At 61.6% G+C, this 25,557-nt stretch carries 30 protein-coding genes; 19 read left to right on the top strand and 11 right to left on the bottom strand.

Going from position 1 to position 25,557, the window contains the following annotated elements; all coding sequences use genetic code 11:
* The 5 genes from NQL71_RS36710 to NQL71_RS04895 all read left to right on the top strand — a co-directional run.
* Nucleotides 1-124 (top strand): hypothetical protein (locus tag NQL71_RS36710; protein ID WP_425520676.1); only part of this gene is annotated, 124 nt, incomplete at its 5' end.
* A gap of 132 nt (nucleotides 125-256) precedes the next feature.
* Nucleotides 257-1,513, top strand: coding sequence for a serine hydroxymethyltransferase (gene glyA / locus NQL71_RS04910; RefSeq protein ID WP_046817199.1), 1,257 nt, complete (start codon nucleotides 257-259; stop codon nucleotides 1,511-1,513).
* A 142-nt stretch (nucleotides 1,514-1,655) separates the two neighbouring features.
* Complete coding sequence (gene lipA / locus NQL71_RS04905; protein WP_046817198.1) at nucleotides 1,656-2,612, top strand: lipoyl synthase; 957 nt, start codon at nucleotides 1,656-1,658, stop codon at nucleotides 2,610-2,612.
* 38 nt (nucleotides 2,613-2,650) lie between these two features.
* Nucleotides 2,651-3,412: a M15 family metallopeptidase gene (locus tag NQL71_RS04900; RefSeq protein WP_077185878.1), complete on the top strand. Its 762-nt coding sequence runs from the start codon at nucleotides 2,651-2,653 to the stop codon at nucleotides 3,410-3,412.
* Nucleotides 3,409-4,128 carry a L,D-transpeptidase family protein gene (locus NQL71_RS04895; protein ID WP_077185879.1) on the top strand — a complete coding sequence of 240 codons (720 nt, stop codon included), beginning with the start codon at nucleotides 3,409-3,411 and terminating at the stop codon, nucleotides 4,126-4,128. Before NQL71_RS04900 ends, NQL71_RS04895 begins: the two co-directional genes overlap by 4 nt.
* On the opposite strand, the gene NQL71_RS04890 is transcribed toward NQL71_RS04895, so the two are convergent.
* From NQL71_RS04890 to ggt, 3 genes are all read right to left on the bottom strand, one after another.
* Nucleotides 4,031-5,134: a sterol desaturase family protein gene (locus tag NQL71_RS04890; protein ID WP_274642339.1), complete on the bottom strand. Its 1,104-nt coding sequence runs from the start codon at nucleotides 5,132-5,134 to the stop codon at nucleotides 4,031-4,033. The two genes, NQL71_RS04895 and NQL71_RS04890, sit on opposite strands and share 98 nt — an antisense overlap.
* Before the next feature lie 178 nt (nucleotides 5,135-5,312).
* Nucleotides 5,313-5,846, bottom strand: a complete 534-nt coding sequence (locus tag NQL71_RS04885) for a cysteine hydrolase family protein (protein WP_046817194.1) — start codon at nucleotides 5,844-5,846, stop codon at nucleotides 5,313-5,315.
* Between the two features lie 68 nt (nucleotides 5,847-5,914).
* Entirely contained in the window at nucleotides 5,915-7,642 is a 1,728-nt protein-coding gene (gene ggt / locus NQL71_RS04880) for a gamma-glutamyltransferase (protein ID WP_077185882.1), read from the bottom strand.
* A 138-nt stretch (nucleotides 7,643-7,780) separates the two neighbouring features.
* Between ggt and NQL71_RS04875 the strand changes: the two genes are divergently transcribed.
* Complete coding sequence (locus NQL71_RS04875; protein ID WP_046817192.1) at nucleotides 7,781-8,281, top strand: methylated-DNA--[protein]-cysteine S-methyltransferase; 501 nt, start codon at nucleotides 7,781-7,783, stop codon at nucleotides 8,279-8,281.
* Nucleotides 8,282-8,296: 15 nt separating this feature from the next.
* On the opposite strand, the gene NQL71_RS04870 is transcribed toward NQL71_RS04875, so the two are convergent.
* On the bottom strand, nucleotides 8,297-8,734 hold the full coding sequence (locus tag NQL71_RS04870) for a hemerythrin domain-containing protein (protein ID WP_046817191.1): 438 nt from the start codon (nucleotides 8,732-8,734) through the stop codon (nucleotides 8,297-8,299).
* Nucleotides 8,735-8,879: 145 nt separating this feature from the next.
* On the opposite strand from NQL71_RS04870, the gene NQL71_RS04865 reads away from it, so the two are divergent.
* The gene (locus NQL71_RS04865) at nucleotides 8,880-9,305 is read left to right on the top strand and encodes a GNAT family N-acetyltransferase (protein ID WP_274642338.1); all 426 of its coding nucleotides are present in this window, start codon (nucleotides 8,880-8,882) and stop codon (nucleotides 9,303-9,305) included.
* Nucleotides 9,306-9,444: 139 nt separating this feature from the next.
* Here NQL71_RS04865 and NQL71_RS04860 read toward each other — a convergent pair whose 3' ends face one another.
* Nucleotides 9,445-9,795: a hypothetical protein gene (locus NQL71_RS04860; RefSeq protein ID WP_046817189.1), complete on the bottom strand. Its 351-nt coding sequence runs from the start codon at nucleotides 9,793-9,795 to the stop codon at nucleotides 9,445-9,447.
* A 148-nt stretch (nucleotides 9,796-9,943) separates the two neighbouring features.
* Between NQL71_RS04860 and NQL71_RS04855 the strand changes: the two genes are divergently transcribed.
* The 9 genes from NQL71_RS04855 (at nucleotide 9,944) to NQL71_RS04815 (ending at nucleotide 14,922) form a co-directional block, all read left to right on the top strand.
* Nucleotides 9,944-10,192, top strand: coding sequence for a hypothetical protein (locus tag NQL71_RS04855; RefSeq protein WP_046817188.1), 249 nt, complete (start codon nucleotides 9,944-9,946; stop codon nucleotides 10,190-10,192).
* Between the two features lie 20 nt (nucleotides 10,193-10,212).
* A complete protein-coding gene (locus NQL71_RS04850; RefSeq protein WP_274642337.1) occupies nucleotides 10,213-10,542 on the top strand; it encodes a DUF6388 family protein in 330 nt (109 codons plus the stop codon).
* A 22-nt stretch (nucleotides 10,543-10,564) separates the two neighbouring features.
* The gene (locus NQL71_RS04845; protein ID WP_046817186.1) at nucleotides 10,565-11,269 is read left to right on the top strand and encodes a YoaK family protein; all 705 of its coding nucleotides are present in this window, start codon (nucleotides 10,565-10,567) and stop codon (nucleotides 11,267-11,269) included.
* Between the two features lie 181 nt (nucleotides 11,270-11,450).
* Complete coding sequence (gene tusD / locus NQL71_RS04840; protein ID WP_046817202.1) at nucleotides 11,451-11,843, top strand: sulfurtransferase complex subunit TusD; 393 nt, start codon at nucleotides 11,451-11,453, stop codon at nucleotides 11,841-11,843.
* A 1-nt stretch (nucleotide 11,844) separates the two neighbouring features.
* Complete coding sequence (tusC, locus tag NQL71_RS04835) at nucleotides 11,845-12,207, top strand: sulfurtransferase complex subunit TusC (RefSeq protein WP_046817185.1); 363 nt, start codon at nucleotides 11,845-11,847, stop codon at nucleotides 12,205-12,207.
* Nucleotides 12,207-12,500 carry a sulfurtransferase complex subunit TusB gene (gene tusB / locus NQL71_RS04830; RefSeq protein WP_046817184.1) on the top strand — a complete coding sequence of 98 codons (294 nt, stop codon included), beginning with the start codon at nucleotides 12,207-12,209 and terminating at the stop codon, nucleotides 12,498-12,500. The genes tusC and tusB overlap by 1 nt, the downstream gene beginning before the upstream one ends.
* Nucleotides 12,497-12,832, top strand: a complete 336-nt coding sequence (locus NQL71_RS04825) for a TusE/DsrC/DsvC family sulfur relay protein (protein WP_077185887.1) — start codon at nucleotides 12,497-12,499, stop codon at nucleotides 12,830-12,832. The genes tusB and NQL71_RS04825 overlap by 4 nt, the downstream gene beginning before the upstream one ends.
* Nucleotides 12,829-13,830: a glycosyl transferase family protein gene (locus tag NQL71_RS04820; RefSeq protein WP_274642336.1), complete on the top strand. Its 1,002-nt coding sequence runs from the start codon at nucleotides 12,829-12,831 to the stop codon at nucleotides 13,828-13,830. The genes NQL71_RS04825 and NQL71_RS04820 overlap by 4 nt, the downstream gene beginning before the upstream one ends.
* 90 nt (nucleotides 13,831-13,920) lie before the next feature.
* Nucleotides 13,921-14,922, top strand: a complete 1,002-nt coding sequence (locus NQL71_RS04815; RefSeq protein ID WP_046817181.1) for a glutathione S-transferase family protein — start codon at nucleotides 13,921-13,923, stop codon at nucleotides 14,920-14,922.
* A gap of 123 nt (nucleotides 14,923-15,045) precedes the next feature.
* Here the strand turns inward: NQL71_RS04815 and cysG are convergent, their stop codons facing one another.
* From cysG to NQL71_RS04785, 6 genes are all read right to left on the bottom strand, one after another.
* On the bottom strand, nucleotides 15,046-16,440 hold the full coding sequence (cysG, locus tag NQL71_RS04810; protein ID WP_274642335.1) for a siroheme synthase CysG: 1,395 nt from the start codon (nucleotides 16,438-16,440) through the stop codon (nucleotides 15,046-15,048).
* Entirely contained in the window at nucleotides 16,441-17,721 is a 1,281-nt protein-coding gene (gene serS / locus NQL71_RS04805) for a serine--tRNA ligase (RefSeq protein WP_046817179.1), read from the bottom strand.
* A 15-nt stretch (nucleotides 17,722-17,736) separates the two neighbouring features.
* Nucleotides 17,737-18,111, bottom strand: a complete 375-nt coding sequence (gene crcB, locus NQL71_RS04800; protein WP_046817178.1) for a fluoride efflux transporter CrcB — start codon at nucleotides 18,109-18,111, stop codon at nucleotides 17,737-17,739.
* On the bottom strand, nucleotides 18,111-19,433 hold the full coding sequence (locus NQL71_RS04795) for a replication-associated recombination protein A (RefSeq protein ID WP_046817177.1): 1,323 nt from the start codon (nucleotides 19,431-19,433) through the stop codon (nucleotides 18,111-18,113). Before NQL71_RS04795 ends, crcB begins: the two co-directional genes overlap by 1 nt.
* 142 nt (nucleotides 19,434-19,575) lie before the next feature.
* Nucleotides 19,576-20,199: an outer membrane lipoprotein periplasmic chaperone LolA gene (gene lolA, locus NQL71_RS04790; protein ID WP_008062032.1), complete on the bottom strand. Its 624-nt coding sequence runs from the start codon at nucleotides 20,197-20,199 to the stop codon at nucleotides 19,576-19,578.
* A gap of 68 nt (nucleotides 20,200-20,267) precedes the next feature.
* Complete coding sequence (locus NQL71_RS04785; RefSeq protein ID WP_414478824.1) at nucleotides 20,268-22,709, bottom strand: DNA translocase FtsK; 2,442 nt, start codon at nucleotides 22,707-22,709, stop codon at nucleotides 20,268-20,270.
* A 272-nt stretch (nucleotides 22,710-22,981) separates the two neighbouring features.
* On the opposite strand from NQL71_RS04785, the gene trxB reads away from it, so the two are divergent.
* The 3 genes from trxB to NQL71_RS04770 all read left to right on the top strand — a co-directional run bounded on the left by trxB (nucleotide 22,982) and on the right by NQL71_RS04770 (nucleotide 25,449).
* Nucleotides 22,982-23,941, top strand: coding sequence for a thioredoxin-disulfide reductase (trxB, locus tag NQL71_RS04780; protein WP_274642334.1), 960 nt, complete (start codon nucleotides 22,982-22,984; stop codon nucleotides 23,939-23,941).
* Nucleotides 23,942-24,004: 63 nt separating this feature from the next.
* Nucleotides 24,005-24,685 carry a leucyl/phenylalanyl-tRNA--protein transferase gene (gene aat, locus NQL71_RS04775; RefSeq protein ID WP_046817175.1) on the top strand — a complete coding sequence of 227 codons (681 nt, stop codon included), beginning with the start codon at nucleotides 24,005-24,007 and terminating at the stop codon, nucleotides 24,683-24,685.
* A 56-nt stretch (nucleotides 24,686-24,741) separates the two neighbouring features.
* The gene (locus NQL71_RS04770; protein ID WP_046817174.1) at nucleotides 24,742-25,449 is read left to right on the top strand and encodes an arginyltransferase; all 708 of its coding nucleotides are present in this window, start codon (nucleotides 24,742-24,744) and stop codon (nucleotides 25,447-25,449) included.
* Nucleotides 25,450-25,557 lie beyond the last annotated feature (108 nt).

The raw sequence follows: 25,557 nt of genomic DNA, 5'->3' as shown, positions 1-25,557 counted from the left end.
GTATCCGCTGGTTACCTTGATCGACAGCAAATACTGGCCGCCCGTCGGCCGCGTCGACAACGTGTTTGGCGACCGCAACCTGATCTGCGCGTGCCCCTCCATCGCCGACTACCAAGACGCATAACCCTTGCGCATAACCCTTGTAGGAGCTGGCTTGCCAGCGAAGCTTCTGGCGGCCTTGATGGCCCCTTCGCTGGCAAGCCAGCTCCTACAGGGGGTGCGTTCCCCATTTCGAGAACAACAAAGGACCTTCACCATGTTCAGCAAGCACGACCAGATCAAAGGCTACGACGACCAACTGCTGGCGGCGATGAACGCCGAGGATGCGCGGCAGGAACACCACATCGAGCTGATCGCCTCGGAGAACTACACCAGCCAACGGGTGATGGAGGCGCAAGGCAGCGGCCTGACCAACAAGTACGCCGAAGGCTATCCGGGCAAACGCTATTACGGCGGCTGCGAGCACGTCGACGTGGTCGAACAACTGGCCATCGACCGCGCCAAACAATTGTTCGGCGCCGACTACGCCAACGTCCAGCCACACTCCGGCAGCCAGGCCAACGCCGCGGTTTACCTGGCGTTGCTGCAGGCTGGCGACACCGTGCTGGGCATGAGCCTGGCCCACGGCGGTCACCTGACCCACGGCGCCAAGGTGAGTTTTTCCGGCAAGCTCTACAACGCCGTGCAATACGGCATCGACACCGCGACCGGCTTGATCGACTACGACGAGGTCGAACGCCTCGCCGTCGAACACCAGCCGAAGATGATCATCGCCGGTTTCTCGGCTTACTCGAAGACCCTGGACTTCCCGCGCTTTCGCGAGATCGCCGACAAGGTTGGCGCCTACCTGTTCGTCGACATGGCCCACGTCGCCGGGCTGGTGGCCACCGGTTTGTACCCGAACCCGCTGCCCTACGCCGACGTGGTCACCACCACGACCCACAAGACCCTGCGCGGCCCGCGCGGTGGGCTGATCCTGGCCAAGGCTAATCCCGAGCTGGAGAAAAAGCTCAACGCCGCCGTGTTCCCCGGTGGCCAGGGCGGCCCGCTGATGCACGTGATCGCGGCCAAGGCCGTGTGCTTCAAGGAAGCGCTGGAGCCGGCGTTCAAGACGTATCAGGCGCAGGTGATCCGCAACGCCCAGGCGATGGCGCAGGTGTTTATCGAACGCGGTTATGACGTGGTGTCCGGTGGCACCGACAACCACCTGTTCCTGGTCAGCCTGATCCGCCAGGGCCTGACCGGCAAGGACGCCGACGCCGCCCTCGGCCGTGCCGGCATCACCGTGAACAAAAACGCCGTGCCCAACGATCCGCAGTCGCCTTTCGTGACCTCGGGCCTGCGCATCGGCACCCCGGCGATTACCAGCCGCGGGTTCAAGGAAGCCCAGAGCATTGAGCTGGCCGGCTGGATCTGCGACATCCTCGATCATCTTGGCGATGCCGATGTCGAGGCCCAGGTCGCGCGGCAGGCGGCGGCGATGTGCAGCGATTTCCCGGTGTACCGCGACTAAGCACACCGCAGTAACCCTGTAGGAGCTGGCTTGCCAGCGAAAGCGGTCGAACGATCAACATCTATGTTGAATGTGCCGCCGTCTTCGCTGGCAAGCCAGCTCCTACAGGTCCGTTTTTGTCTGACAGTCCCTGGGAAAACCTATGAACAAAGTGCAAGTCGGCACCAAACTGCGCGGTGCGGAAAAGGTCGCGCGGATTCCGGTCAAGATCATCCCCACCGACGAATTCCCGCGCAAACCCGACTGGATCCGGGTGCGCATGCCGACCTCCCCCGAGGTCGACCGGATCAAGCAATTGCTGCGCAAACACAAGCTGCACAGTGTCTGCGAAGAGGCCTCGTGCCCGAACTTGGGCGAGTGTTTCTCCGCAGGCACCGCGACCTTCATGATCATGGGTGACATCTGCACCCGTCGCTGCCCGTTCTGCGATGTCGGCCACGGGCGGCCGAAGCCGCTGGACGTCGACGAACCGAGCAACCTCGCCGTGGCCATCGCCGAGCTGCGCCTCAAGTATGTGGTGATCACCTCGGTGGATCGCGACGATTTGCGCGACGGTGGCGCCCAGCATTTCGTCGACTGCCTGCGCGAGATCCGCAAGCTGTCGCCGGGCATTCAGCTGGAAACGCTGGTGCCGGACTATCGCGGACGGATGGACGTCGCCCTGGCGATTACCGCCCTCGAGCCGCCCGATGTGTTCAACCACAACCTGGAAACCGTGCCACGCCTATACAAGGCCGCGCGGCCAGGCTCAGATTTCGAGTGGTCGCTGGACCTGCTGCAAAACTTCAAGCGCCAGGTACCGCACGTCCCCACCAAATCCGGGCTGATGCTGGGCCTGGGCGAAACCGACGAAGAAGTGATCGAGGTCATGCAGCGCCTGCGCGAGCACGATGTCGACATGCTCACCCTCGGCCAGTACCTGCAACCGTCGCGCAGCCACTTGCCGGTCCAGCGCTTCGTCCACCCGGACGTGTTTGCCTGGTTCGCCGAGGAAGGCGCCAGGATGGGCTTCAAGAACGTGGCGTCAGGGCCGCTGGTGCGCTCGTCTTATCATGCCGATCAACAACTTCATGGAGGTACCGCCGGTTTCAAGCCATGATGAAGTGACTTCTCATGCACTTGCGCAGGCCCGGCCCTATGACATTTGCCGTTCGAACATTGCTCCCATTCCTCAGTCTTGCCCTGTCGGCGGTCGCCAGCGCCGAGCCCAGGCCCGAACACATGGTGTATTTGCGCACCATCGCTCCGGGCATCGAACAAGACATCCGCTACGCCAGCGCCCACAACTTCACCGGGCACCCGCTCGACGGTTACGAAGCCGCCGAGTGCCTGTTGTCCCGGGAGGCCGCGGAGGCCCTCGGCCGGGTGCAAACGGCGCTGCAAGCGCAAGGCTATGGCTTGAAGGTGTTCGATTGCTATCGCCCCAGCCGCGCGGTCGCGGACATGGGCCGCTTCGCCACGGAACCGGGCGACCCGCGCAAGGCCGAATTCTATCCACGGGTGGAGAAACAGGACTTCTGGCGCCTGGGCTATGTGGCACGGGTGTCCAATCATTCCAGGGGCGGCACCGTCGACCTCAGCATGACGGGGCCGGGCGCCCTGCCCCCAGACACCTGGACGCCCTCAGCCGCGCCTGTCGATTGCACGGCGCCTTACGATCAGCGTTGGCATGACGGCGCGGTCGACATGGGCACCGGTTTTGATTGCTTCGATGAGCGCGCCCATACCGATTCGACGTCGATCAACACAACGGCCATGGAAAATCGCCAACGGCTGACCCGCGCCATGGAGCAGGAGGGGTTCAGCGGTTACTCCGCCGAGTGGTGGCACTTCACTTATACCCGCGATGCATCGTTGAAGACCGTCATGAACTTCCCCATCACCCCGCTGGCACCATGAACCGTCTTTGCACGATCTGCGTCGGGTTGATCCTGCTGCCCTGTGCCGCGCTGGCGCAAGGGCTCGACGGCAGTGCTCAATTGATTGTGGTCACCAGCAAGAACTGGGACGACATCAAGGGCATTGCCCAGCGCTATGAACGGCACGGCAGCACCTTCGAAAAAGTCGAAGCGCCGTTTGCGGTCGTCCTCGGCAAACACGGCATGGGCTGGGGCAAGGGACTGCTCGACACTCGGCAATTTCAAGGGCCGGTGAAACAGGAAGGCGATGGAAAGGCCCCAGCCGGCATCTTCAAACTGGGCAGCGCTTTTGGCTACGACGCTTCAGCGGCCACTCGCCTGCCCTACCTCGCATTGACCACGACCATCGAATGCGTGGATGACAGCCAGTCCACTCGTTACAACGAACTGGTCGACGGCTCCGTGGTGGCGAAAGACTGGGACAGCTCAGAACGCATGCGCCGCAGTGATGACTTGTATCGCCAGGGCATTTTTATCCAGCACAACACCCCGGCATCCCCCGGCGCCGGCTCGTGCATTTTCTTCCATATCTGGCGTGGCCCCACGGCACCGACCCGGGGTTGCACCGCGATGGACCCGGCGGATATCGCTCGCCTGTTCAGCTGGCTGGACCCGCGCCAGTCTCCGCTACTGGTGCAGTTGCCCGAGGCGCAATACGAGCAGTTGCGCGAGCGCTGGGGCCTGCCATCGCGCTGACCCGCAGCGGGCGCCTGGCCAGGCGGATCTTGCCCAGCGTGTCGACAAAGGGCGTGACGATCAGGCTGTAGAGACTCAGGTAACGGCCATGATCCGCTTCGCCGGTACCAAAGCGAATGGCCTCAGGTTGCGCATGGGTGACGTAGAGCGTGCCGAACATCCAGTCCCAGAGTGACAGGTTGACTCCGAAGTTCTTGTTGAAGTGCCGCGGTGCGTCGCTGTGGTGAACCTGGTGCTGCGCCGGGCTGTTCAGCACGTGTTCGACCCGCGGCCCGAAGGACAGCCAGACATGGCTGTGGCGCAGATTGGCTGCCAGGGCGTTGAGGATGAACACCATGTAGGTCACGCCGAACAGCGTGTAACGGCTGATCTCCCCGCCGCAGGCGTACCAGAAGACTCCGGCAAAGGCGCTGATGAATATCAGGTCGATCAACCGCTCGACCACCTTCTCGAGGAAATGCACCCGGCTCGCCGTCGCCGGCACCAGCACCGTCGCCGAATGATGGACTTTGTGAAACGCCCACAGGTAGCGCGAGTGGTAAGCACGGTGGGCCCAGTAATGGATGAAGTCCTGCAGCAGGAATACGCCCAATCCATACAGCAGGGACAGCGCCAGGTGCTCCTCGACCTGCACCCGTGCGCCCCACAGTTGAGTGAAGAAGCGGATGTAGTCACCGGAACGCAGCACGTACGGATCGACCAGGCCAACGATGGGCACCACCAGCAGGACTTTGAGAATCGCGCGCACAAAGTAGTAGCGGTAATCGAGCAGCGCCGACGGATGAAAGTGCACGCGGTTGCCGCCGATGAACGTCCAGAAGGTGGGTGCGTCGGTCAGGCCGCGGGATCTGCGCCAACGGAACAGGCCGTAGGCCGCGGCGTAGGAGGTGAAAAGAAAGGCCACGCAGAGACGACCATTGAGGTCGAAGAGTCCCAGGAACCGCTTGCTGACAGGCGCAACCAGCCACGTGTAGAGGTACAGGTCGATCGCTGCGAGAACATCCATGAAAGGCTGCCCCCTGCTGAAGTAGAGCGTTGTGTGTCGGTTGGAAAGAATGCTTTGCGCGGGAGCACGGCTTGACCGGCCCCCGTTATTGCGGATGTATCTTATTCAGGTATTGGGATTTCGGCAACCGGCATAACCCCTGCCGACGTCCGGGTCCGCAGGGGGGAGATGCGGTGGGTCAGAAATGGATGGCCTTGGCCGGGACCACGTCGATTCGGGCAACGGAACCGGTCAGGTGCGCCAGGTCCTTGTTGTGCTCGGCAATGATGTCTTCGGCGCTGAGGTTGCCGTTGTCGACCGTGGAGTGGGCGTCCGCCGCCAGCACCACGTCGTAGCCCAGTTTCAGTGCCTGGCGCACGGTGGCGTTGACGCAATAATCGGTTTGCAGCCCGCAGATGACCAGGCGCTCGAAGTCATCGATCGGCAACAGCTTCTGCAGGTTGGTCTGGTAGAACGAATCCGGGGTGGTCTTGCGTACGCGCGCATCCTTTGGTGACGCTTCCAGCCCTTCGGCCAACTGCCAGCCCGCCGCTTCATGGGCAAAGGGGCTGCCCTTTTCCTCGTGCTGGATGAAGACCACCGGCACGCCGGCCTTTCGCGCCCGGGCCGAAAGATCGTTGATGGTGGTGATGACACGCGAGATCTGAAAACACTCGTACTCGCCTGCGCACAAGGCTTGCTGTACATCGATGATCAGCAGTGCAGTGGTCATGGTTCCGTCCTTGAAGAAGTCAGTGGATCAGGGACGAACATAAGTCCGTCCCCCTCTAAACACAAGCCTCAGTAACCCAGCGACAACCCGGTGTTACGCCGCGGATCATTGGCCCCATAGAAGCGGTTCTTGCCCACCGGCTTGCCCTCCAGCGACGGCGCGCCCACCAGGATCGCCGCCAGGTGGTTGGCATCCTGGGGACCGGCAAACTTGTGGCCCCAGCTTTCGAGGATCTTCACCGTGTCCGGGCTGGTGGTGAAGGCTTCCAGGTTGGTTTCCTCCGGCAGCCATTGCTGATGGAAACGCGGCGCATCCACCGCTTCCTGGATGTTCATGCCGTAGTCGATGACGTTGAGCATGGTCAGCAAGGTCGCGGTGATGATACGACTACCGCCGGGGGTGCCGACCACCATCACTACCTTGCCGTCCTTGGTGACGATGGTCGGGCTCATGGACGACAGCGGCGCCTTGCCAGGGGCGATGGCGTTGGCCTCACCCTGCACCAGGCCGTACATATTGGGCACGCCGATTTTCGAAGTGAAGTCGTCCATTTCGTCGTTGAGGATGACCCCCGTCTTGCTCGCCATGACCCCGGCGCCGAACCAATCATTGAGGGTGTAGGTCACCGACACTGCGTTGCCCCATTTGTCGACGATGGAGTAATGGGTAGTGTTGCTGCCTTCATGGGGCGCTACGCCAGGCTTGAGGTCCTTGGACACCCCGGCCTTCTGCGGACTGATCGCTTCGCGCAGCTTGGTCGCGTAGTTCTTGTCGAGCAAATGCGCGATCGGATTTTTTACGAAGTCCGGGTCGCCCAGGTAGCTGTTACGGTCCACATAGGCGTGGCGCATCGCTTCGATCTGGTAATGCATGCCCTGGGCGGAGTGGTAGCCCAGGTCCTTCATCGGATAGCCTTCGAGGATGTTCATGATCTGGCAGATCACCACGCCGCCGGAGCTCGGTGGCGGTGCCGAGACCACGTGGTAGCCGCGATAATCGCACTCGATGGGCGCCAGTTCGCGGGTCTTGTACTTGTCGAGGTCGGCCTGGGTGATGATGCCCTTGTTGGCTTGGCTGGAGGTGACGATGGCGTCGGCCACCCAGCCTTTGTAGAAGCCGTCGGCGCCTTTCTCGGAGATTTCCCGCAGGGTCTTGCCGAGATCTTTCTGCACCAGTTTCTGCCCGACCTGCATCGGCTCGCCATTACTCAGGAAGATCGCGCCGGAATCCTTGATGTCCTTCTTGAACACGTCGGTGGCGTACTCCAGCAACTCGACGTCACCCTGCTCCAGCACGAAACCGTCCTCGGCGAGCTTGATGGCCGGGGCGATCACTTCCTTGCGCGGTTTGGTGCCATATTTTGAAAGCGCCAGTTCCATGCCGGACACAGTGCCCGGCACGCCAACGGCCAGGTGACCGCGGGTACTCAAGTCGGGGACGACGTTGCCCGCCTTGTCCAGGTACATGTCGGCGGTGGCGGCCAGCGGGGCTTTTTCCCGGAAGTCGAGGAACGTCTTGCGCCCATCGGCCAGCTGGATGGTCATGAAACCGCCGCCACCCAGGTTACCCGCCGCGGGATACACCACCGCCAGCGCATAACCCACCGCCACAGCGGCGTCGACCGCGTTGCCACCGTTCTTCAGTACATCCACACCCACATGGCTGGCCAGGTGCTGGGCGGTGACCACCATGCCGTTTTCGGCGGCGACCGGAGCGACAGAGGCCGCATGGGCCATCAGGCAGCTGAGCGCCAATGAGGTCGCAATCAGCGATTTGGCAAAAGGTTCGTACTTCATGAGTCGGTCTCTTTTTGTTATTAAACAGGGGGAAACGCTTCAAAAGCCGTAGGCAAGTATGGTCGCGATTGCGTATTGCGCCTCCCCGGCAAGGCAGTATCCTTAACGCCTGTTCAACAATTCGGCGATGCGTGCAGCATGACCTACACCTGTATCACCCTGGCATCACCGGTAGGCGAGTTGAAGCTGGTGGCGAAAGGTTCACGCCTGGCGGCCATCCTCTGGGAAAACGACAAACCGGGCCGAGTGCGCCTGGGGCCGATGAGCGAAGCACCGGACAACGAGGTCCTGCAACGCACCGCGCAACAGCTGGGCGAATACTTCGCTGGCACCCGCCAGACTTTCGAACTCGAGCTTGATTTTGCCGGGACGGAATTTCAGAAGAAGGTCTGGATGGCCTTGCTGACCATTCCCTTCGGCGAGACCCGCAGCTACAGCCAGATCGCCGCGCAGATCGGCAACCCGAGCGCGGTGCGGGCGGTGGGTGCGGCGAATGGCAGGAACCCGATTTCGATCGTCGCGCCCTGTCATCGTGTGATTGGTGCGTCGGGGCAATTGACCGGTTTTGCCGGGGGACTTGAAGCGAAGCAGACGTTGCTCAGCCTGGAAAGCCAAACACCACGCCTGCCCGGCTTTTGATTTGCAGGGTTAACCTCACGCAAGCTGCGCCTGGTATTCCTTCTCGTACTGCCCCGCCAGCGACTCTTTCTGCTTCTCGTCAAGCAACTTGCCGGCCATCTGGAAGAACTTCTGCTCTTCTTCCTCAAGATGGTGATGAACCTTTTCCGACAGCTTCTTCGCGGTCGCCAGCCAGGACGGGCTGGACATCTCGGTGCCGTCCAGTTCTTCCATCATTTCATCCATCTCGTGGTGCTCGGCGATCGCGTGGCGGCTGAGATCAACGCCGTTGTCGAACTCCATCAACGGGATGTAGAAATGCCGCTCTTCAGCGGTTTCGTGTGCCTGCAGTTCTGACTTGAGCTGCTTGTACGCCTCGACACGCTCAGGGGTGTCGCCGCTGGTGCGGATCAGGGCTTTGGCGTAGGTACGCTGGCGCTCGTGGCTTTCGCGCAAGGCTTCGAAAATATTCACGGAATGTCCTCATCGGTCGCACTCTGGAATGGCGCGTCACAACAAATGACATCTGCGCGCTGGCGAGGGTTCCACTCGTTGCGGGTGATGGAACAATGGCGGTGACCACGATAGGCTGCCGACTCACTGCCATAAGGATATAGCCATGAACCTTCGAATAGAGTTTTCGCCCACCCCCACGGAAGAAGAGCGCCAGGCCATCCTGCTGCCGCTGCGCGCCTACAACGCCTCGAAGGCCGACGGCGCGGTACCCGAGCACATCGCCCTGCTGGTGCGCGACGATAACGATGCGATCCTCGGCGGCCTTTATGCCCGGTTGTTTTACCAGTGGATGTTCATCGACCTGCTGTCGGTGCCGGAACAGGCCCGGGGACAGGGTATGGGCACGAAACTGATGCGGATGGCCGAAGAACTGGCGCGGGAGAGAAAGTGCATCGGGCTGTGGCTCGACACCTTTGAATTCCAGGCGCCGGAGTTCTACAGGAAATGCGGCTACAGTGAGATCGGGCACATTGCCGACTACCCGCCGGGGTACAAGCACTTCTTCTTCCAGAAGCGCCTGAGCTACTGATCCCCCATCCTCCTGATTTACACCGAACCAATGTGGGAGCGGGCTTGCTCGCGAAGACGGTGGCACAGTCAACATCAATGTTGAATGCAATACCGCTTTCGCGAGCAAGCCCGCTCCCACATTGGGTACTGCATCGACCTTAAAGACAGGTAGCCAGCGCCGCCAACCGCCGTTTGGCGACAAAGTCATCCTGCTGCGCGTAGTAACTCAACACGGTGCCCGAGGCATCGGTGGTCACGTCGACAAAAGACTCCGCCGAGCGGGTGTACACGGTGGTGCTGCCCTTCTCACCCGGCTCCAGGTACGCGGCGGCATCGACACCGAACACCGCTTCGTCCTGCCAGGAGAACTGCACGCACTGGGCGACGTCCTTGGCCGGTTTGTCCGAGTTCAGGGTCTTGTACGGGGCCTTGGTCCGAGCATCGTTCATCGCCGAGCTCGCGCATCCCGCCAGCAAGGTAACGGCCAGCGCCACCATCAGAATTCGCATTGCATTCACTCATGAGGAAAAAGCGGACTGTATCACCGTGGCAGCGCCTGACGTTCTGCTTTACTTCATTTATAACGCGACACCGGGCGACGATTCGCGCACCCTGTCGCGCCAATAGCGCTGTATTGCACCTTTCCCTGGACACCCCATGACACCCAACGCCGAATTCTACAAACCGACCACTGAATATGCCGACAAGCTGATCAGCCAGATCGGTCAGACACCTTCCTGGATCGCCAAGCGAATCGGCGTCACCGACAAGCGGATTCGATACATTCTCGACGGTGAAAGAACCGTCAAGGGCGACACCACGCCGATCCAGATGACCTATACCGAGCAGTTTGCCCTCGAGTGTCTGGCGGCAGCGGCCAAGGCCAGCAAAAAACAGTCTTCGTAATCCGTTCCTAAGGAGCGACCATGGCGGCATCCGAGCAACAACACGAACAGGCCCTGAAGAAGTTTCTCGACGAGCGCCCCGAACTGCGGGTCGAGCTCGACAACCTCAACCCGCTGCTGGCCCAGGCCAAGGGCGAAACCCTCGCGCAGTATCGCGATGAGCGTTTGCATGAGGCCTTTGAAGCCGAAGCCGAGCGCCAGGGTTTGTTTGCCTGGGAGCTGACGCTGCAACTGACCGCTGCATCGGATGAGGAATACGAGGCCCAGCGCCTGGAAGTACACCGGGAAGTTGCGGAAATGGCCGGCATGGACTGGTTGGAGTATTGCGATCTATATGGGATAACACCCTGACCACCGCTCAAGGATGTCACCCATGCTGCCTTCCGCCTCAAGGACCCACGCCAGCCCCGGACACTTGCACACGCAGAAATGGCGCGGGCGCATCGGCCTGAGTCTGGTAGCCATGCTCTCGGTGCTGGCCGGCATGACCGATGCAATCGGTTTCATGGCCAGCGGCGATTTCGTCTCGTTCATGAGCGGCAACACCACGCGGATGGCCGTCGCCATCGGTGACGGCGACCTGGGATTGACCCTGCGCCTGGTGATCCTCGTCGCCACCTTCATTATCGGCAACGCGCTGGGCGTTATCGTCGGCCGCCTGACCGGGCGTCGGCCACTGCCCTTGCTGTTGTGCATCGCCGCCTTGCTGTGCACCGCCGCGGCCTGGCCCTACGACTCGCAACTGCCCGCCCTGCTGGCGGCGATCATCGCCATGGGCATGCTCAATGCCGCCGTGGAAGAGGTCAACGGCCTGCCGGTCGGCCTGACCTACGTCACCGGCGCCCTGTCGCGCTTCGGCCGTGGCCTGGGGCGCTGGCTGCTTGGTGAGCGCCGTAACGGCTGGCGCGTGCAACTGATCCCCTGGACCGGCATGTTCGCTGGCGCGGTACTCGGTGCAGTGCTGGAACATCATTTCGGTCTCAAGGCGCTGTTTGCCAGCGGCTTGCTGGCGGCGGCGCTGGGGATTTTGTCGCTGAAGATTCCGCGGCGTTGGCAGTTGGGGTATATGCCCCGTTGATTGTTGTTGCCTGTGCGGGCCCCCTCGCTGGCAAGCCAGCTCCTACAGTAGATCTTTTGTGACCGACGCATTTCCTGTAGGAGCTGGCTTGCCAGCGAAGGGGCCCGCACAGGCGACATCGATTTAGCCCCTGCGCCGATAAAGCTTTATCATGGCCGCAGTTTCGCTGATCGAGTCCGCCATGAAGTTCGCCATCGCCGTATTTTCCGCCGCCCATGCGCCCTCCTCGCGCCGCGCCTTGCTGTTCGCCCAGGCCGCGCTGGCCGGTGGGCATGAGATTGTCCGGCTGTTTTTCTACCAGGATGGCGTGTACAACGCGTCCGCCAGTGTGGTCACGCCCCAGGACGAGCTGGATCTGCCCAAGCAATGGCGCACCTTCGTCAGCGAACACCAACTCGATGGCGTGGTGTGCATCGCCGCCGCCTTGCGCCGTGGGGTGTTGAACGAGGAAGAAGCCAGGCGCTATCAGCGCGAGGCTGTCGCCGTCGGCGCGCCGTGGGCGTTGTCCGGCCTCGGTCAGTTGCACGATGCGGTGCAGGACGCCGACCGCCTGATCTGCTTCGGAGGTGTGTGAGATGGCCAAATCCTTGCTGATCATCAGCCGTCAATCGCCCTGGTCCGGTCCCGGCGCGCGGGAAGCGCTGGACATCGTGCTGGCGGGCGGCGCTTTCGATCTGCCGATCGGCCTGCTGTTTCTCGACGACGGCGTGTTTCAGCTCGCCGCGAAACAGGACGCCAAGACCCTGCAACAGAAAGACCTGAGCGCCAACCTGCAGGCCCTGCCGATGTTCGGCGTCGAAGAACTGTTCGTCTGTGCCGACAGCGCTGCCGAGCGTGGCCTGGAACCTGGCGCCCTGGCGCTTGCGCAAGCCCGCGTGTTGGCCGCCGACGAAATCACTGCGCTCATTGACCGTTACGACCAGGTGATCACCCTCTGATGTCGACTTTGCATGTGTTGTCTCATTCCCCGTTCGGCGACGACCGCCTGAACAGCTGCCTGCGGTTGATCGGTGCCAGCGACGCGCTGCTGCTGTCCGGCGACGCGGCCTATGCCCTGCAGCCGGGCACCGCACCTTTCATGGCGCTCCATGCTCGCGGCTTGACCCTCTATGTCCTGGCCGAAGATGCCCAGGCCCGGGCCATCGATGTTCCGGATTGGGCAACGGCTGTCGATTACCCGGCCTTCGTCGAACTGTCGATCCACCACGACAAGGTCAACAGCTGGTTATGAATGTATTGACCGTCGGCGCGCGCGCCATCGAGTTGGACAAAGACGGTTTCCTGGTCGAGCTCAGCGACTGGTCGGCGGACGTCGCCAGTGCCCTGGCCGCTGCCGAAGACATCGAGTTGAGCCCCGAGCACTGGGAAATCCTCGAACTGCTGCGCAGCTTCTACGCCGAATTCCAGCTGTCGCCGGCCACCCGGCCGCTGATCAAGTACACCGCATTGAAACTCGGCCCGGACAAAGGCAACAGCCTGCACCTGAACCGACTCTTCAAAGGCACCCCTGCCAAACTCGCCGCGAAACTGGCGGGCCTGCCCAAACCGACGAATTGCCTATGACCGACTACCCAGCGCTGACCCTCGAAACGCCTGCCGAGCACCCGTTCGCCCAATTCGTGCGGATCCTCGGCAAAGGTAAGCGTGGCGCCCGCGACCTGACGCGCGAAGAAGCCCGCGCCGCCATGGGCATGGTGCTCGACGACAAGGTCGAGGACACCCAGCTCGGCGCCTTCCTGATGCTGTTGCGCCACAAGGAAGAAAGCGCGCAGGAAATGGCCGGCTTCACCGAGGCCCTGCGCGAACGCTTGCACGCGCCTGCCCTGGCGGTGGATCTGGACTGGCCGACCTATGCCGGCAAGAAGCGTCACCTGCCGTGGTACCTGCTGGCGGCCAAGTGCCTGGCGCAGAACGGCGTGCGGATCTTCATGCATGGCGGCGGTGCGCACACCGCGGGACGGCTCTACAGCGAACAATTGCTGGAGGAGCTGAACATCCCGTTGTGCCGCGACTGGCAGCAGGTGGGCACGGCGCTGGACAACGGCGGCCTGGCCTTCATGCCGCTGGTGGACTGGGCACCGCAGCTGCAACGCATGATCGACCTGCGCAACACCCTGGGCCTGCGCTCGCCGATCCATTCGCTGGCACGCATTCTCAACCCGCTGGGCGCCCGTTGCGGCCTGCAAAGCATCTTCCACCCCGGCTACCAGGCGGTGCACCGCGATGCCAGCGGCTTGCTCGGCGACACCGCGATCGTGGTCAAGGGCGATGGCGGCGAGATCGAGATAAACCCCGACGCCGACAGCCACCTGTACGGCACCAGCGGCGGCGAGAGTTGGGATGAGGAATGGCCGCAACTGTCGAGCCAGCGTCACGTCAAACCCGCCAGCCTGGAACCCGAGCATCTGAAAGCCGTATGGCGCGGCGACGTGGTGGACAGCTACCCGCAAATGGCCCTGGTCTCGACCATGGCCCTGGCGTTGCGTGGCCTCGGCCAGAGCCGCGAGCAGGCGTTCGAAACAGCCCAACAGTATTGGGATGCGCGGGATAGATCGATTTAATCGATCATAACGCGTCAAGCTTTGCGCTTTTTTATCGAACCTATCAGCCTAGACTCCTCTCCAACGCTTATCGGTTGAGGAGTCTCGGACATGGGTTTGTTGGTTGAAGGTCACTGGCAGGACAAATGGTACGAAAGCAGCAAGGACGGCGCGTTCCAGCGGGAACAGGCGCAACGTCGCAACTGGGTCACCGCTGACGGTCAACCCGGCCCCAGTGGTGTCGGTGGTTTTGCTGCCGAGGCCGGTCGCTATCACCTCTACGTCTCACTGGCCTGTCCCTGGGCCCACCGCACGCTGATCCTGCGTAAACTCAAGGGCCTGGAAAACCTCATCGAGGTGTCGGTGGTCAGCTACTTGATGCTGGAGAACGGCTGGACCTTCGACAAGTCTCACGGCTCCACTGGCGACAAGCTCGATCATTTCGACTTCATGCACCAGCGCTACACCGCCGACACCGCCGACTACACCGGCCGCGTCACCGTGCCGGTGCTGTGGGACAACCAGCAGAAACGCATCGTCAACAATGAATCGGCGGAAATCATCCGCATGTTCAACGGCGCCTTCGATGAATTGACCGGCAATGACCTGGATTTCTATCCGCCGGCGCTGCGCAGCGAGATCGACGCGCTGAACGAGCGGATCTATCCGGCGGTGAACAACGGCGTGTATCGCGCCGGGTTTGCCACTTCGCAGAACGCTTATGAACAAGCCTTCGATGAATTGTTTGCAGAACTGGACCGACTGGAACAATTGCTGGATGCCAATCGTTACCTGGCCGGTGAGTACCTGAGCGAAGCGGACATCCGCCTGTTCACCACGCTGATTCGTTTCGACGCCGTGTATTACGGGCACTTCAAGTGCAACCTGCGGCGCATTGCCGATTATCCGAACCTGTCGAACTGGCTAAGGGAGATTTACCAGTGGCCGGGGATTGCCGAGACGGTGAGTTTTGAGCACATCAAGAACCACTACTACGGCAGCCACAAGACCATCAACCCGACGGGGATTGTGCCGAAAGGACCGCAACAGGATTTCACCGCGGGACATGACCGAGAGCGGTTGAGCGGGAAAGGGGTTTGGCGCAAGGCTTGAGTTTGATAAAGGTTTGAGGGCCTCTTCGCGAGCAAGCCCGCTCCCACATTTAACCGAGTTCTAACTGAAGAATGCGATTGAATGTGGGAGCGGGCTTGCTCGCGAATGGAGGCGACTCGGTGCTCAGACTTGTGACTGAGCCCCTTCAAACCAAGCCAGTTTCTCGCGCAGTTGCACCACTTCCCCCACGATCACCAAGGTCGGCGCATGCACTTCATGCTCCGCCACCAGCCGCGGCAGGTCCGCCAGGGTGCCCGTGAAGACACGCTGATTGACCGTGGTGCCCTGCTGGATCAACGCCGCCGGGGTATCCGCTCCGCGTCCGTGCTTGATCAACTGCTCGCAAATGCTCGGCAAGCCCACCAGCCCCATGTAGAACACCAGGGTTTGCGCGGGCGCGACCAGGTCGGCCCAAGGCAGATCAGTGGAACCGTCCTTCAGGTGACCGGTGATGAACCGCACCGATTGCGCGTAATCACGGTGGGTCAGCGGTATCCCGGCATAGGCCGCGCAACCGCTGGCCGCCGTGATGCCAGGTACGACCTGGAACGGGATGCCATGGGCCGCCAGTTCTTCGATCTCTTCACCGCCACGGCCGAAGATGAACGGATCGCCGCCCTTCAACCGCACCACACGCTTGCCCTGTTTCGCCAGGTCGACCAATTGCTGGTTGATCTGGTCCTGGGGCACGGCGTGATCGGCGCGGCGCTTGCCGACGTAGACGCGCTCTGCATCGCGACGGCACAACTCGAGAATCGCCGGTGCCACCAGGCGGTCGTACAGCACCACGTCGGCTTGCTGCATCAGGCGCAAGGCGCGGAAGGTCAGCAGGTCCGGATCACCCGGCCCGGCACCGACCAGATACACCTCACCGGTCGCCACCGGCGCTTCGCCCTCGATTTTTGCCTGCAGCAAACGCTCGGCTTCAACGCCCTGCCCGGCCAGTTGCCGGTCGGCAATCGGGCCCTGGAAGACGTCCTCCCAGAACGCACGGCGCTGCTGCACATCCGGGAACAGCTTTTTCACCTGATGACGGAAACGCGCCGCCAGGCCAGCCAACTGCCCGTAGGTGGAAGGAATCCAGGTCTCGATCTTGGCGCGGATCAACCGCGCCAGCACCGGCGCATCGCCACCGCTGGACACGGCAATGATCAGCGGCGAACGGTCGACGATCGCCGGGAAGATCACGCTGCACAGGGCCGGCGCGTCCACCACGTTAACCGGCACGCACCGCCGATGGGCATCCTTGGAGACTTGTGCGTTCAACGCTTCGTCGTCGGTGGCGGCAATGATCAGCGCGCAACCGTCCAGGTCCGTCTCGACGTAACCGCGCGTCAGGCACTCGCCAGCGTGTGCGCTGACCAGCTCACGCAGCTGCGATTCGATTTCAGGTGCGACCACCCGCAGCAGCGCACCGGCATCGGCCAGCAGGCGGGACTTGCGCAAGGCAATTTCCCCCCCACCGACGACCAACACACGACTGCCGCGAAGGTTATGGAACAGCGGCAGATAGTTCATTTAGCCGATGACCTCAAGGCCACCCATGTACGGCTTGAGTACTTCCGGCACACGGATCGAACCGTCGGCCTGCTGGTAGTTCTCCAGCACCGCCACCAGGGTACGACCGACCGCCAGGCCGGAACCGTTCAGGGTATGTACCAGTTCCGGCTTGCCGGTTTCCGGGTTGCGGAAACGCGCTTGCATGCGGCGGGCCTGGAAGTCGCCGCAGTTGGAGCACGACGAGATTTCGCGGTATTTGTCCTGGCTTGGAATCCACACTTCCAGGTCGTAGGTCTTGACCGCGCTGAAGCCCATGTCGCCGGTGCACAGGGCAATCGTGCGATAAGGCAATTCCAGCAACTGCAGGACTTTCTCGGCGTTGGCGGTCAGGCCTTCCAGCGCTTCCATCGAAGTCGACGGCTCGACGATCTGCACCATCTCGACCTTGTCGAACTGGTGCTGGCGAATCATGCCGCGGGTGTCGCGACCCGACGCACCGGCTTCACTGCGGAAGCACGGCGTGTGCGCGACGAACTTGATCGGCAGCAGTTTCGAATCGACGATTTCGCCGGCGACTATGTTGGTCAGCGACACTTCGGCGGTCGGGATCAGGTACAGATCGGCTTCGCCTTCGCGCGCGATCTTGAACAGGTCTTCTTCGAATTTCGGCAGCTGGCCGGTGCCTTGCAGCGCCGGGGCCTGGACCAGATAAGGCGTGTAGGCCTCTTCGTAGCCGTGCTCGGTGACGTGCAGGTTGATCATGAACTGCGCCAGGGCCCGGTGCAGACGGGCGATCGGGCCGCGCAGCAACGCAAAGCGCGCGCCGGACAGCTTGGCGGCGGTCTCGAAGTCGAGCCAGCCGAATTTTTCGCCCAGGGCGACGTGGTCCTGAACCGGGAAATCGAATGCGGTCGGTGTACCCCAGCGGCGCACTTCGACGTTGCCGTCTTCGTCTTCGCCGATCGGCACCGACTCATGCGGCAAGTTGGGAATGCCGAGGACGATCGAGTCCAGTTCGGTCTGGATCGCGTCCAGCTCGACTTTACCGGCACTCAACTCGCCCGCCATGCGCTCGACATCCGCCATCAACGGCGCGATGTCTTCGCCGCGCTGCTTGGCCTGACCGATGGATTTGGAGCGCGCGTTACGTTCAGCCTGCAGTGCTTCGGTGCGGGTCTGGACGGTCTTGCGCTGTTCTTCCAGCGCTTCGATGCGCGCGACATCCAGGGCGAAGCCACGGGATGCCAGGCGGTCCGCTACGTCCTGAAGGTTGCTACGTAACAGTTTGGAATCGAGCATGTCGGTCTCTCGTTATCAAAGTTTGGTCAAGGACAGGCCAGCCCAGGTGGCGAGCAGCCCGCCGAATACGCTGATGGCAGCATAGCCCAGGGCCAGCGGCACTTGCCCGCTTTCCAGCAGGCGCACCGTATCCAGTGAAAAGGATGAAAAAGTCGTCAGCCCTCCGAGGAAGCCGACGATCAACCCGGCGCGCACCTCGATCGGCACCTCCGGGCGTAGCAAAAACAGACCGTATAAAACGCCGATCAGCAAACAGCCGACGATATTAACGGCCAGCGTCGCGGTATAGAAGTGCCGCGGCCAATTAGCATTGATCCAGTTAGCCGTGGCAAAGCGTAGCAAGGTGCCGGCCACTCCGCCGGCAGATACTGCAGCGATCAAGCCAAGCACTATTTTCTCCGCTGCCGGGGGCTTAGACGGTCGAGTTTGGCCAGGTGATTGAGCTTCTCGCCAATCTTCAACTCCAGGCCACGGGGCACCGGCTGGTAGAACGCGATGGGCTCGAGTTCTTCCGGAAAGTAGTCTTCTCCGGCGGCGTAGGCATCCGGTTCGTCGTGGGCATAACGGTATTCGTCGCCATAACCGAGCTGCTTCATCAGCTTGGTCGGCGCGTTGCGCAAATGCAGCGGCACTTCCAGCGAGCCGTGTTCGGCGGCAGCACGCAGCGCAGTCTTGAAGCCCATGTACACCGCGTTGCTTTTCGGCGCGCAGGCCAGATAGGTGATGGCCTGGGCCACCGCCAGTTCGCCTTCGGGGCTGCCGAGGCGCTCCTGCACTTCCCACGCCGCCAGGCACAGGCTCAGCGCCCGCGGGTCGGCATTGCCGATGTCTTCACTGGCCATGCGCACCACGCGCCGGGCCAGGTACAGCGGATCGCAGCCGCCATCGATCATGCGCGCGAACCAGTACAACGCGCCGTCAGGGTTGGAGCCGCGAACCGATTTGTGCAGCGCGGAAATCTGGTCGTAGAAGGCTTCGCCACCCTTGTCGAAGCGCCGGCGGGTATCGCCGAGCAGGCTTTGCAGCAGGTCGGTGCCGATCTCGCTGTTGTCTTCGGCCAGGTCCGAGGCGTTTTCCAGCAGGTTGAGCAAGCGCCGGCCATCGCCATCAGCGGCCGACAGCAACATCTGGAAGCCTTCATCGCTGAGGGTCAGGTTGCGCTTGCCCAGGCCACGCTCTTCGGTCAGCGCGCGGTGCACCAGTTTACGCAGTGCCGCTTCGTCGAGGCTCTTGAGCACATAGACCCGCGCGCGGGAGAGCAAGGCGTTGTTGAGCTCGAACGAAGGGTTTTCCGTGGTCGCGCCGATGAAAATCAGCGTGCCGTCTTCGACATACGGCAGGAACGCATCCTGCTGGGACTTGTTGAAGCGGTGCACTTCATCGACGAACAGAATCGTGCGCCGGCCATACTGCGCGGCTTGCTGCTTGGCAATTTCCACCGCCTGGCGAATTTCCTTCACGCCAGCCAATACCGCCGACACCGTTTCGAAATGCGCCTCGGACACTTCCGCCAGCAACCGCGCCAGGGTGGTTTTGCCCACCCCCGGCGGTCCCCAGAAAATCATCGAATGCAGGGCACCCTGCTCCAGCGCTTCGCGCAATGGCTTGCCGCGAGCGAGCACGTGTTCCTGACCGACATACTCGTCCAGGTTGGTCGCGCGCAGGCGGGCGGCCAGGGGCTGGGCGATGGGGGCGCTGCGAAACAGGTCCATGACTACTTGTGAAACCTCACTGGGCTTAACACTTTACCCTCTGTGGGAGCGAGCCTGCTCGCGAATGCGGTATGCCAGTCAACATGGATGGCGACTGACACGCCCTCTTCGCGAGCAGGCTCGCTCCCACAGGAGTTGCGTTTTATTCCTGGATTACATCGGCACCCTTGGGGATGTCGAACTTGAACTTGGATGCCGGGATCGGCTCGTTGGCCTTCACCCCGGTGAACAGGATATTGGTGCGCTGGCCGACACTGTCGATCAGCTGCATGTCGTTGACCAGGCCATTGCGGAACGACAGGCGCAGGCTGTCGAACAGGGTGTCCTTGGTTTTCGGCTTCAAGGTGAAGTCGATCACGCCCCCGGCTTCCTTGGCGCTGATATCGAAGCTCTGGCTGATCTTCGACACGTCACCGGACAGCAGCAGTGCTGGCGTCTGGGTCAGGCGCTGATCGAGATTCTTGATGGTAGCCTGTTCCAGGTCCGGGTCCCACAGTGTGACCTTTTTACCATCGGAGACCATGGTCTGCTCGGCAGGCGCATTGGTGTGCCAATAGAACAGGCCCGGGCGCTGCAGCGACATCTCGCCGGCGGTTTCCTGCAACTGGGTACCCGTGCCATCGAGGGTCAGCTGGGAGAAGCGCGCGGTCAGGGTCTGGGATTTTTCCAGCAATTGGGTCAGGCGTGCCACGTCCTTGTCATCGGCGTGGGCGGAGAGCGTGCTCAAAGCCAGTACCGGCAGCAACAGCATGCGGATCAGACGCATGGGAGTCCTCTTGATATTCGTGGGAGTGCGAGCGACGCCAAAGGACGCCGCCCCTTTTCAGTATCGGGTCAGTCGCGTACCGGGCCAGGGGCCAGGACTTCACGCGAACCGTTGGTGTTCATGGATGTCACGACCCCGGCCATTTCCATGGCTTCGATCATGCGCGCGGCACGGTTGTAGCCGATCTTCAGCTTGCGCTGGACCGCGGAGATGGACGCGCGACGGCTTTCCAGGACGAACTGCACCGCTTCGTCATACAGCGCGTCAGCCTCGGGATCATCGCCGTCGCCGCCACCGCTGCTGCCTTCAAAGCCGCTGCCCGCCTCTTCGACACCGTTGAGGATGTCGTCGTTGTATTCCGGCGCGCCACGCAATTTCCAGGCCTCGACCACGCGGTGAACCTCGTCGTCGGACACGAACGCGCCGTGAACCCGGATCGGCAGGCTGGTACCCGGCGGCATGTACAACATGTCACCGTGGCCGAGCAATTGTTCGGCGCCGCCCTGGTCGATGATGGTCCGCGAGTCGATCTTGCTCGACACCTGGAACGCCATGCGGGTCGGGATGTTGGCCTTGATCAGGCCGGTGATCACGTCCACCGACGGACGCTGGGTCGCGAGGATCAGGTGGATACCCGCCGCCCGCGCCTTCTGGGCGATACGGGCGATCAGTTCCTCGACCTTCTTGCCGACGATCATCATCATGTCGGCGAATTCGTCGACCACCACCACGATCGTCGGCAGCTTCTGCAGCAACGGCGCTTCGTCGTGGATGCTTTCGCGCTTGTACAACGGATCGCTCAACGGTTCGCCGGCGTCCTGCGCTTCCTTGACCTTGGCATTGAAGCCGGACAGGTTACGCACGCCCATCTTCGCCATCAGCTTGTAGCGTCGCTCCATCTCGGCAACGCTCCAGCGCAGGGCGTTGGCGGCGTCCTTCATGTCGGTGACCACCGGGCACAACAGGTGCGGAATGCCTTCGTAGATCGACAATTCGAGCATTTTCGGGTCGATCATGATCAGCTTGGCGTCTTCCGGCCCGGACTTGAACAGGATCGACAGGATCATCGCGTTCACACCCACCGACTTACCGGAACCGGTGGTACCGGCCACCAGCAGGTGCGGCATCTTCGCCAGGTCGGTGATGACCGGCTTGCCGCCGATGTCGTGGCCCAGGGCCAGGGTGACCGGGGACTTGAAGTTGTCGTACTCGGGGGTCGACAGCACTTCGGAGAAGCGCACGATCTGCCGGTCTTCGTTGGGGATCTCGATACCGACCGTGGTCTTGCCCGGAATCACTTCCACCACGCGCACGCTGGTCACGGCCAAGGATCGCGCCAGGTCCTTGGCGAGGTTGGCGATACGGCTGACCTTGACCCCCGCCGCCGGCTGGATCTCGTAACGGGTAATCACAGGGCCCGGGTGGATCGAATCCACGGTGACTTCGACGCCGAATTCCTTGAGCTTGATTTCCAGCAGGTGGCCGACGGCCGCCAGGGATTCGGGCGAGTAATTGAGTTGTTTCTTTTCCGCCGGGTCGAGTATCGAGATGGGCGGCAAGGTGCCTTCCACTGCGCTGTCGACGAACAACGGCGCCTGCTTCTCTTTTTCCACGCGCTTGCTTGGCGCTGGCGGCTTGGGTGGCGCCGGGGCGATCACCGGCGGCACTTGTTTCTCGCGCTCGGACATGTGCTTGCTCAGCGCCTGTTCGCGCTCGATCAGGCGCTCCTTGACCTTGGCCTGCTCACGCTTGTCGGTGACGGTCGGCGCGACCACATCGTGCACGCGGTCATCGACTTCACGCAGTTGTGCGACCAGTTGCTTGCGCTCGGCACGGGCCGCCCACCAACGATTGGCGGCGCCCTGGAACAGTTCGAACAGGTCGAGGGTGATCTTGCCGGTGACGTCCATCACCTTGAACCATGACAGGTCGGTGAACACCGTGAGGCCGAACAAAAACAGGGCGATGAACAGCAGCGTGCTGCCCTGGATATTCAGCGCGTTCTTCGCCAGGTCGCCAAGGCTCTCGCCCAGCGCCCCGCCAGCGCCGGCCGGCAGACCGGTCGCGGCATGGAAATGGATGTGCGCCAGCGCGGCACCGGACAGGACGAGGAATACCAGGCCTATCAGGCGCCAGGAGAACAGCCAGCCGCTCCATTCCCACGGCTCGTGGCGTTGACGGAAGATCTGGTAGGCCTTTATCGCCAGCAACAGCGGGAAGATATAGGCAAAGTAACCGAGCACCATGAACAGGATATCGGCGCTGTAGGAGCCAGCGGGGCCGCCGAAGTTCTGAACATCGTCGATCTTGCTGTTATGGCTCCAGCCCGGATCGTCCTTGCCATAGGTCAGCAAGGCCATCATCAGGAACAGGCACAACGCACCGATGGCGATCAATGCACCTTCCTTGAGGCGGTAGTGCAAGTGCTGGCGCCAAAGTGGCACAACTGTTTTGGGTGCTGCGGTGGATTTCTTCAAAACCTGCTTTTCCTGCGCCAATGGCGCGTCCATCTGTTGAATGACTATAAAACTGCCCAATCCAGGCAGGTAAAAAAGTTAACAGGCGTAACCGGGTCTACTTTTAACACTGCGCATCGGTTTTCATAAACACCAAACGCGATGCCTATTTTGTTACAAACACTGTTACAGCCAGGCATTGTACGGGTTTGTACGCGCGATGCCATGCTGGCAACTCTTGGGTGTAGCATAGTCAACAGCACATTACGTGCGACTCAATTTGAGCACGCATTCTCTTTTGTGACAAAGGCTTATGAGGTGTTTTTATGAGCGAAGCGAAGCATTCCCGCCTGATCATCCTGGGTTCCGGTCCCGCCGGGTACAGCGCAGCCGTGTATGCCGCTCGCGCCAACCTCAAACCCGTTGTCATTACCGGCATACAGGCAGGTGGCCAGCTCACCACCACCGTGGAAGTCGATAACTGGCCAGGCGATGTCGAAGGCCTGACCGGTCCGGTCCTGATGGAGCGCATGCAAAGACACGCCGAGCGCTTTGCCACCGAGATCGTTTACGACCACATCCATACCGCCAAGTTGCAACAGCGCCCGTTCGAACTCATCGGTGACAGTGGCACCTACACTTGCGACGCCCTGATCATTGCCACCGGCGCCTCGGCACAGTACCTGGGGCTGCCCTCGGAAGAGACTTTCGCGGGTAAAGGGGTTTCGGCCTGCGCGACTTGCGACGGCTTTTTCTATCGCAACCAGGTGGTCGCGGTGGTGGGCGGTGGCAATACTGCCGTCGAAGAAGCGCTTTATTTGTCGAACATCGCCAGTGAAGTCCATCTGATTCACCGTCGCGACAAGTTGCGCTCGGAAAAGATTCTGCAGGACAAACTCTTCGAAAAAGCCGCCAAGGGCAATATTCGCCTGCACTGGAACCAGAACCTGGACGAGGTACTGGGCGATTCCAGCGGCGTGACCGGCGCGCGCCTGCGCGACAGTCATACCGGTGCAATCTCCGAGCTGCCGCTGACCGGCGTGTTCATCGCCATCGGCCACAAGCCCAATACCGATTTGTTCACCGGTCAGCTGGAAATGCGTGACGGCTATCTGCTGGTCAACGGTGGCAGCGACGGCAATGCAACGGCCACCGCCATCGAAGGCGTGTTTGCCGCAGGTGACGTTGCCGATCACGTCTATCGCCAGGCCGTCACGTCCGCCGGTGCCGGCTGCATGGCCGCCCTCGATGCGGAAAAATACCTCGACGACATTCCCGCTGTTTGACTGCACACTTCACGGCGGGCCCAACGCCCGCCACCGCCCTCCCCTTCTGCAAGCCCTGACGCCATGCTGACTTGGTTACAACGCAACACCCTGACCTTCCCGGCCCTGGAAAAGGCCATGCGTGATCCCAATGGATTGCTGGCGGCCGGTGGCGACCTGTCCGCCGATCGATTGATCCAGGCCTACCGCCATGGTTGTTTCCCCTGGTTTTCCGAAGGCCAGCCGATTCTCTGGTGGTCGCCGGACCCTCGCACCGTCTTGTTTCCCGATGAACTGCATGTGTCCCGCAGCCTGAAAAAACTCCTGCGCCAACAACGCTACCAGGTGACCTTCGATCAGGATTTCGCCGCGGTCATCCGCGCCTGCGCCGCGCCCAGGGAGTATGCGGACGGCACCTGGATCACCGACGCCATGCAGGACGCCTATATCGAACTGCACAGGCGCGGCCATGCGCATTCGGTGGAGGTCTGGGACCAGGATGAACTGGTCGGCGGACTGTATGGCCTGGCGATGGGCCAGCTGTTTTTCGGCGAATCCATGTTCAGCCTGGCCGACAACGCCTCTAAATTTGGCTTTGCCACACTGGTGCAACATCTGAAAGACTCGGGTTTTGTGCTCATCGACTGCCAGATGCCCACCGACCATTTGCACAGCCTGGGTGCCCGGGCCATTCCTCGCCGCGTGTTTGCCGACTACCTGGCGCGGCATCTGGACCAACCCAATCGTGCAACCTGGGTTTGCTGAGCGACTTTTGCGCGCGTGGCTTACACTTAATCCAAAGCACTATCCGAGGGTTGATCATGACCGAGTTGGCGCGTTTGAAGTTTTATGCCACTCAACCCCACTCCTGCAGTTATCTGCCCGAGGAGCAGGCCACGACCCTGTTTCTCGACCCTAGCCAGCCCATGGATGTGCACGTCTATGCAGACCTGTCTGAAATGGGTTTTCGGCGCAGTGGCGACCATCTGTATCGCCCCCATTGCCAGAATTGCAATGCGTGCGTACCGGCGCGCATTCCGGTTGGACAATTCACCCCCAATCGCCAGCAGAAGCGTATTTTCAAACGCAACGCCGACTTGCAGGTGCGCCCCGCCAAGCCGGGCTTCAGCGAAGAATATTTCGATCTATACCAGCGCTACATCGAAGAGCGTCATGCCGACGGCGACATGTACCCACCCAGTCGCGATCAATTCTCGACCTTCCTGGTTCGCGACCTGCCATTTTCACGGTTCTATGAATTCCGCCTTGAGGGCCGGTTGCTGGCCATTGCCGTTACCGACCTTCTGCCGAACGGTCTGTCGGCGGTCTACACCTTCTATGAGCCCGGCGAAGAGCGGCGCAGCCTGGGGCGCTTCGCCATACTCTGGCAAATCGCCGAAGCCCGGCGATTGGGTCTGGATGCGGTTTACCTGGGCTACTGGATCAAGAACTGCAAAAAAATGAGCTACAAGACCCAGTATCGCCCCATTGAACTGCTGATAAACCAGCGCTGGGTCGTTCTGAACTAGAGCAGACCCTAAACCCCTTGGCTTGAACACCCTTTTTCGGGCACAATGCACGCCGCTTTTGCCTGGCGCAGTTGCACCGGGCCATTCATTGGACACCGAGGGCTTTAC

Source organism: Pseudomonas serbica (assembly GCF_028823535.1).
GTDB classification, from domain to species: domain Bacteria; phylum Pseudomonadota; class Gammaproteobacteria; order Pseudomonadales; family Pseudomonadaceae; genus Aquipseudomonas; species Aquipseudomonas serbica.
Note: the sequence above shows the minus strand (reverse complement) of the source record. Positions and strands in the feature narration are given on the sequence as shown.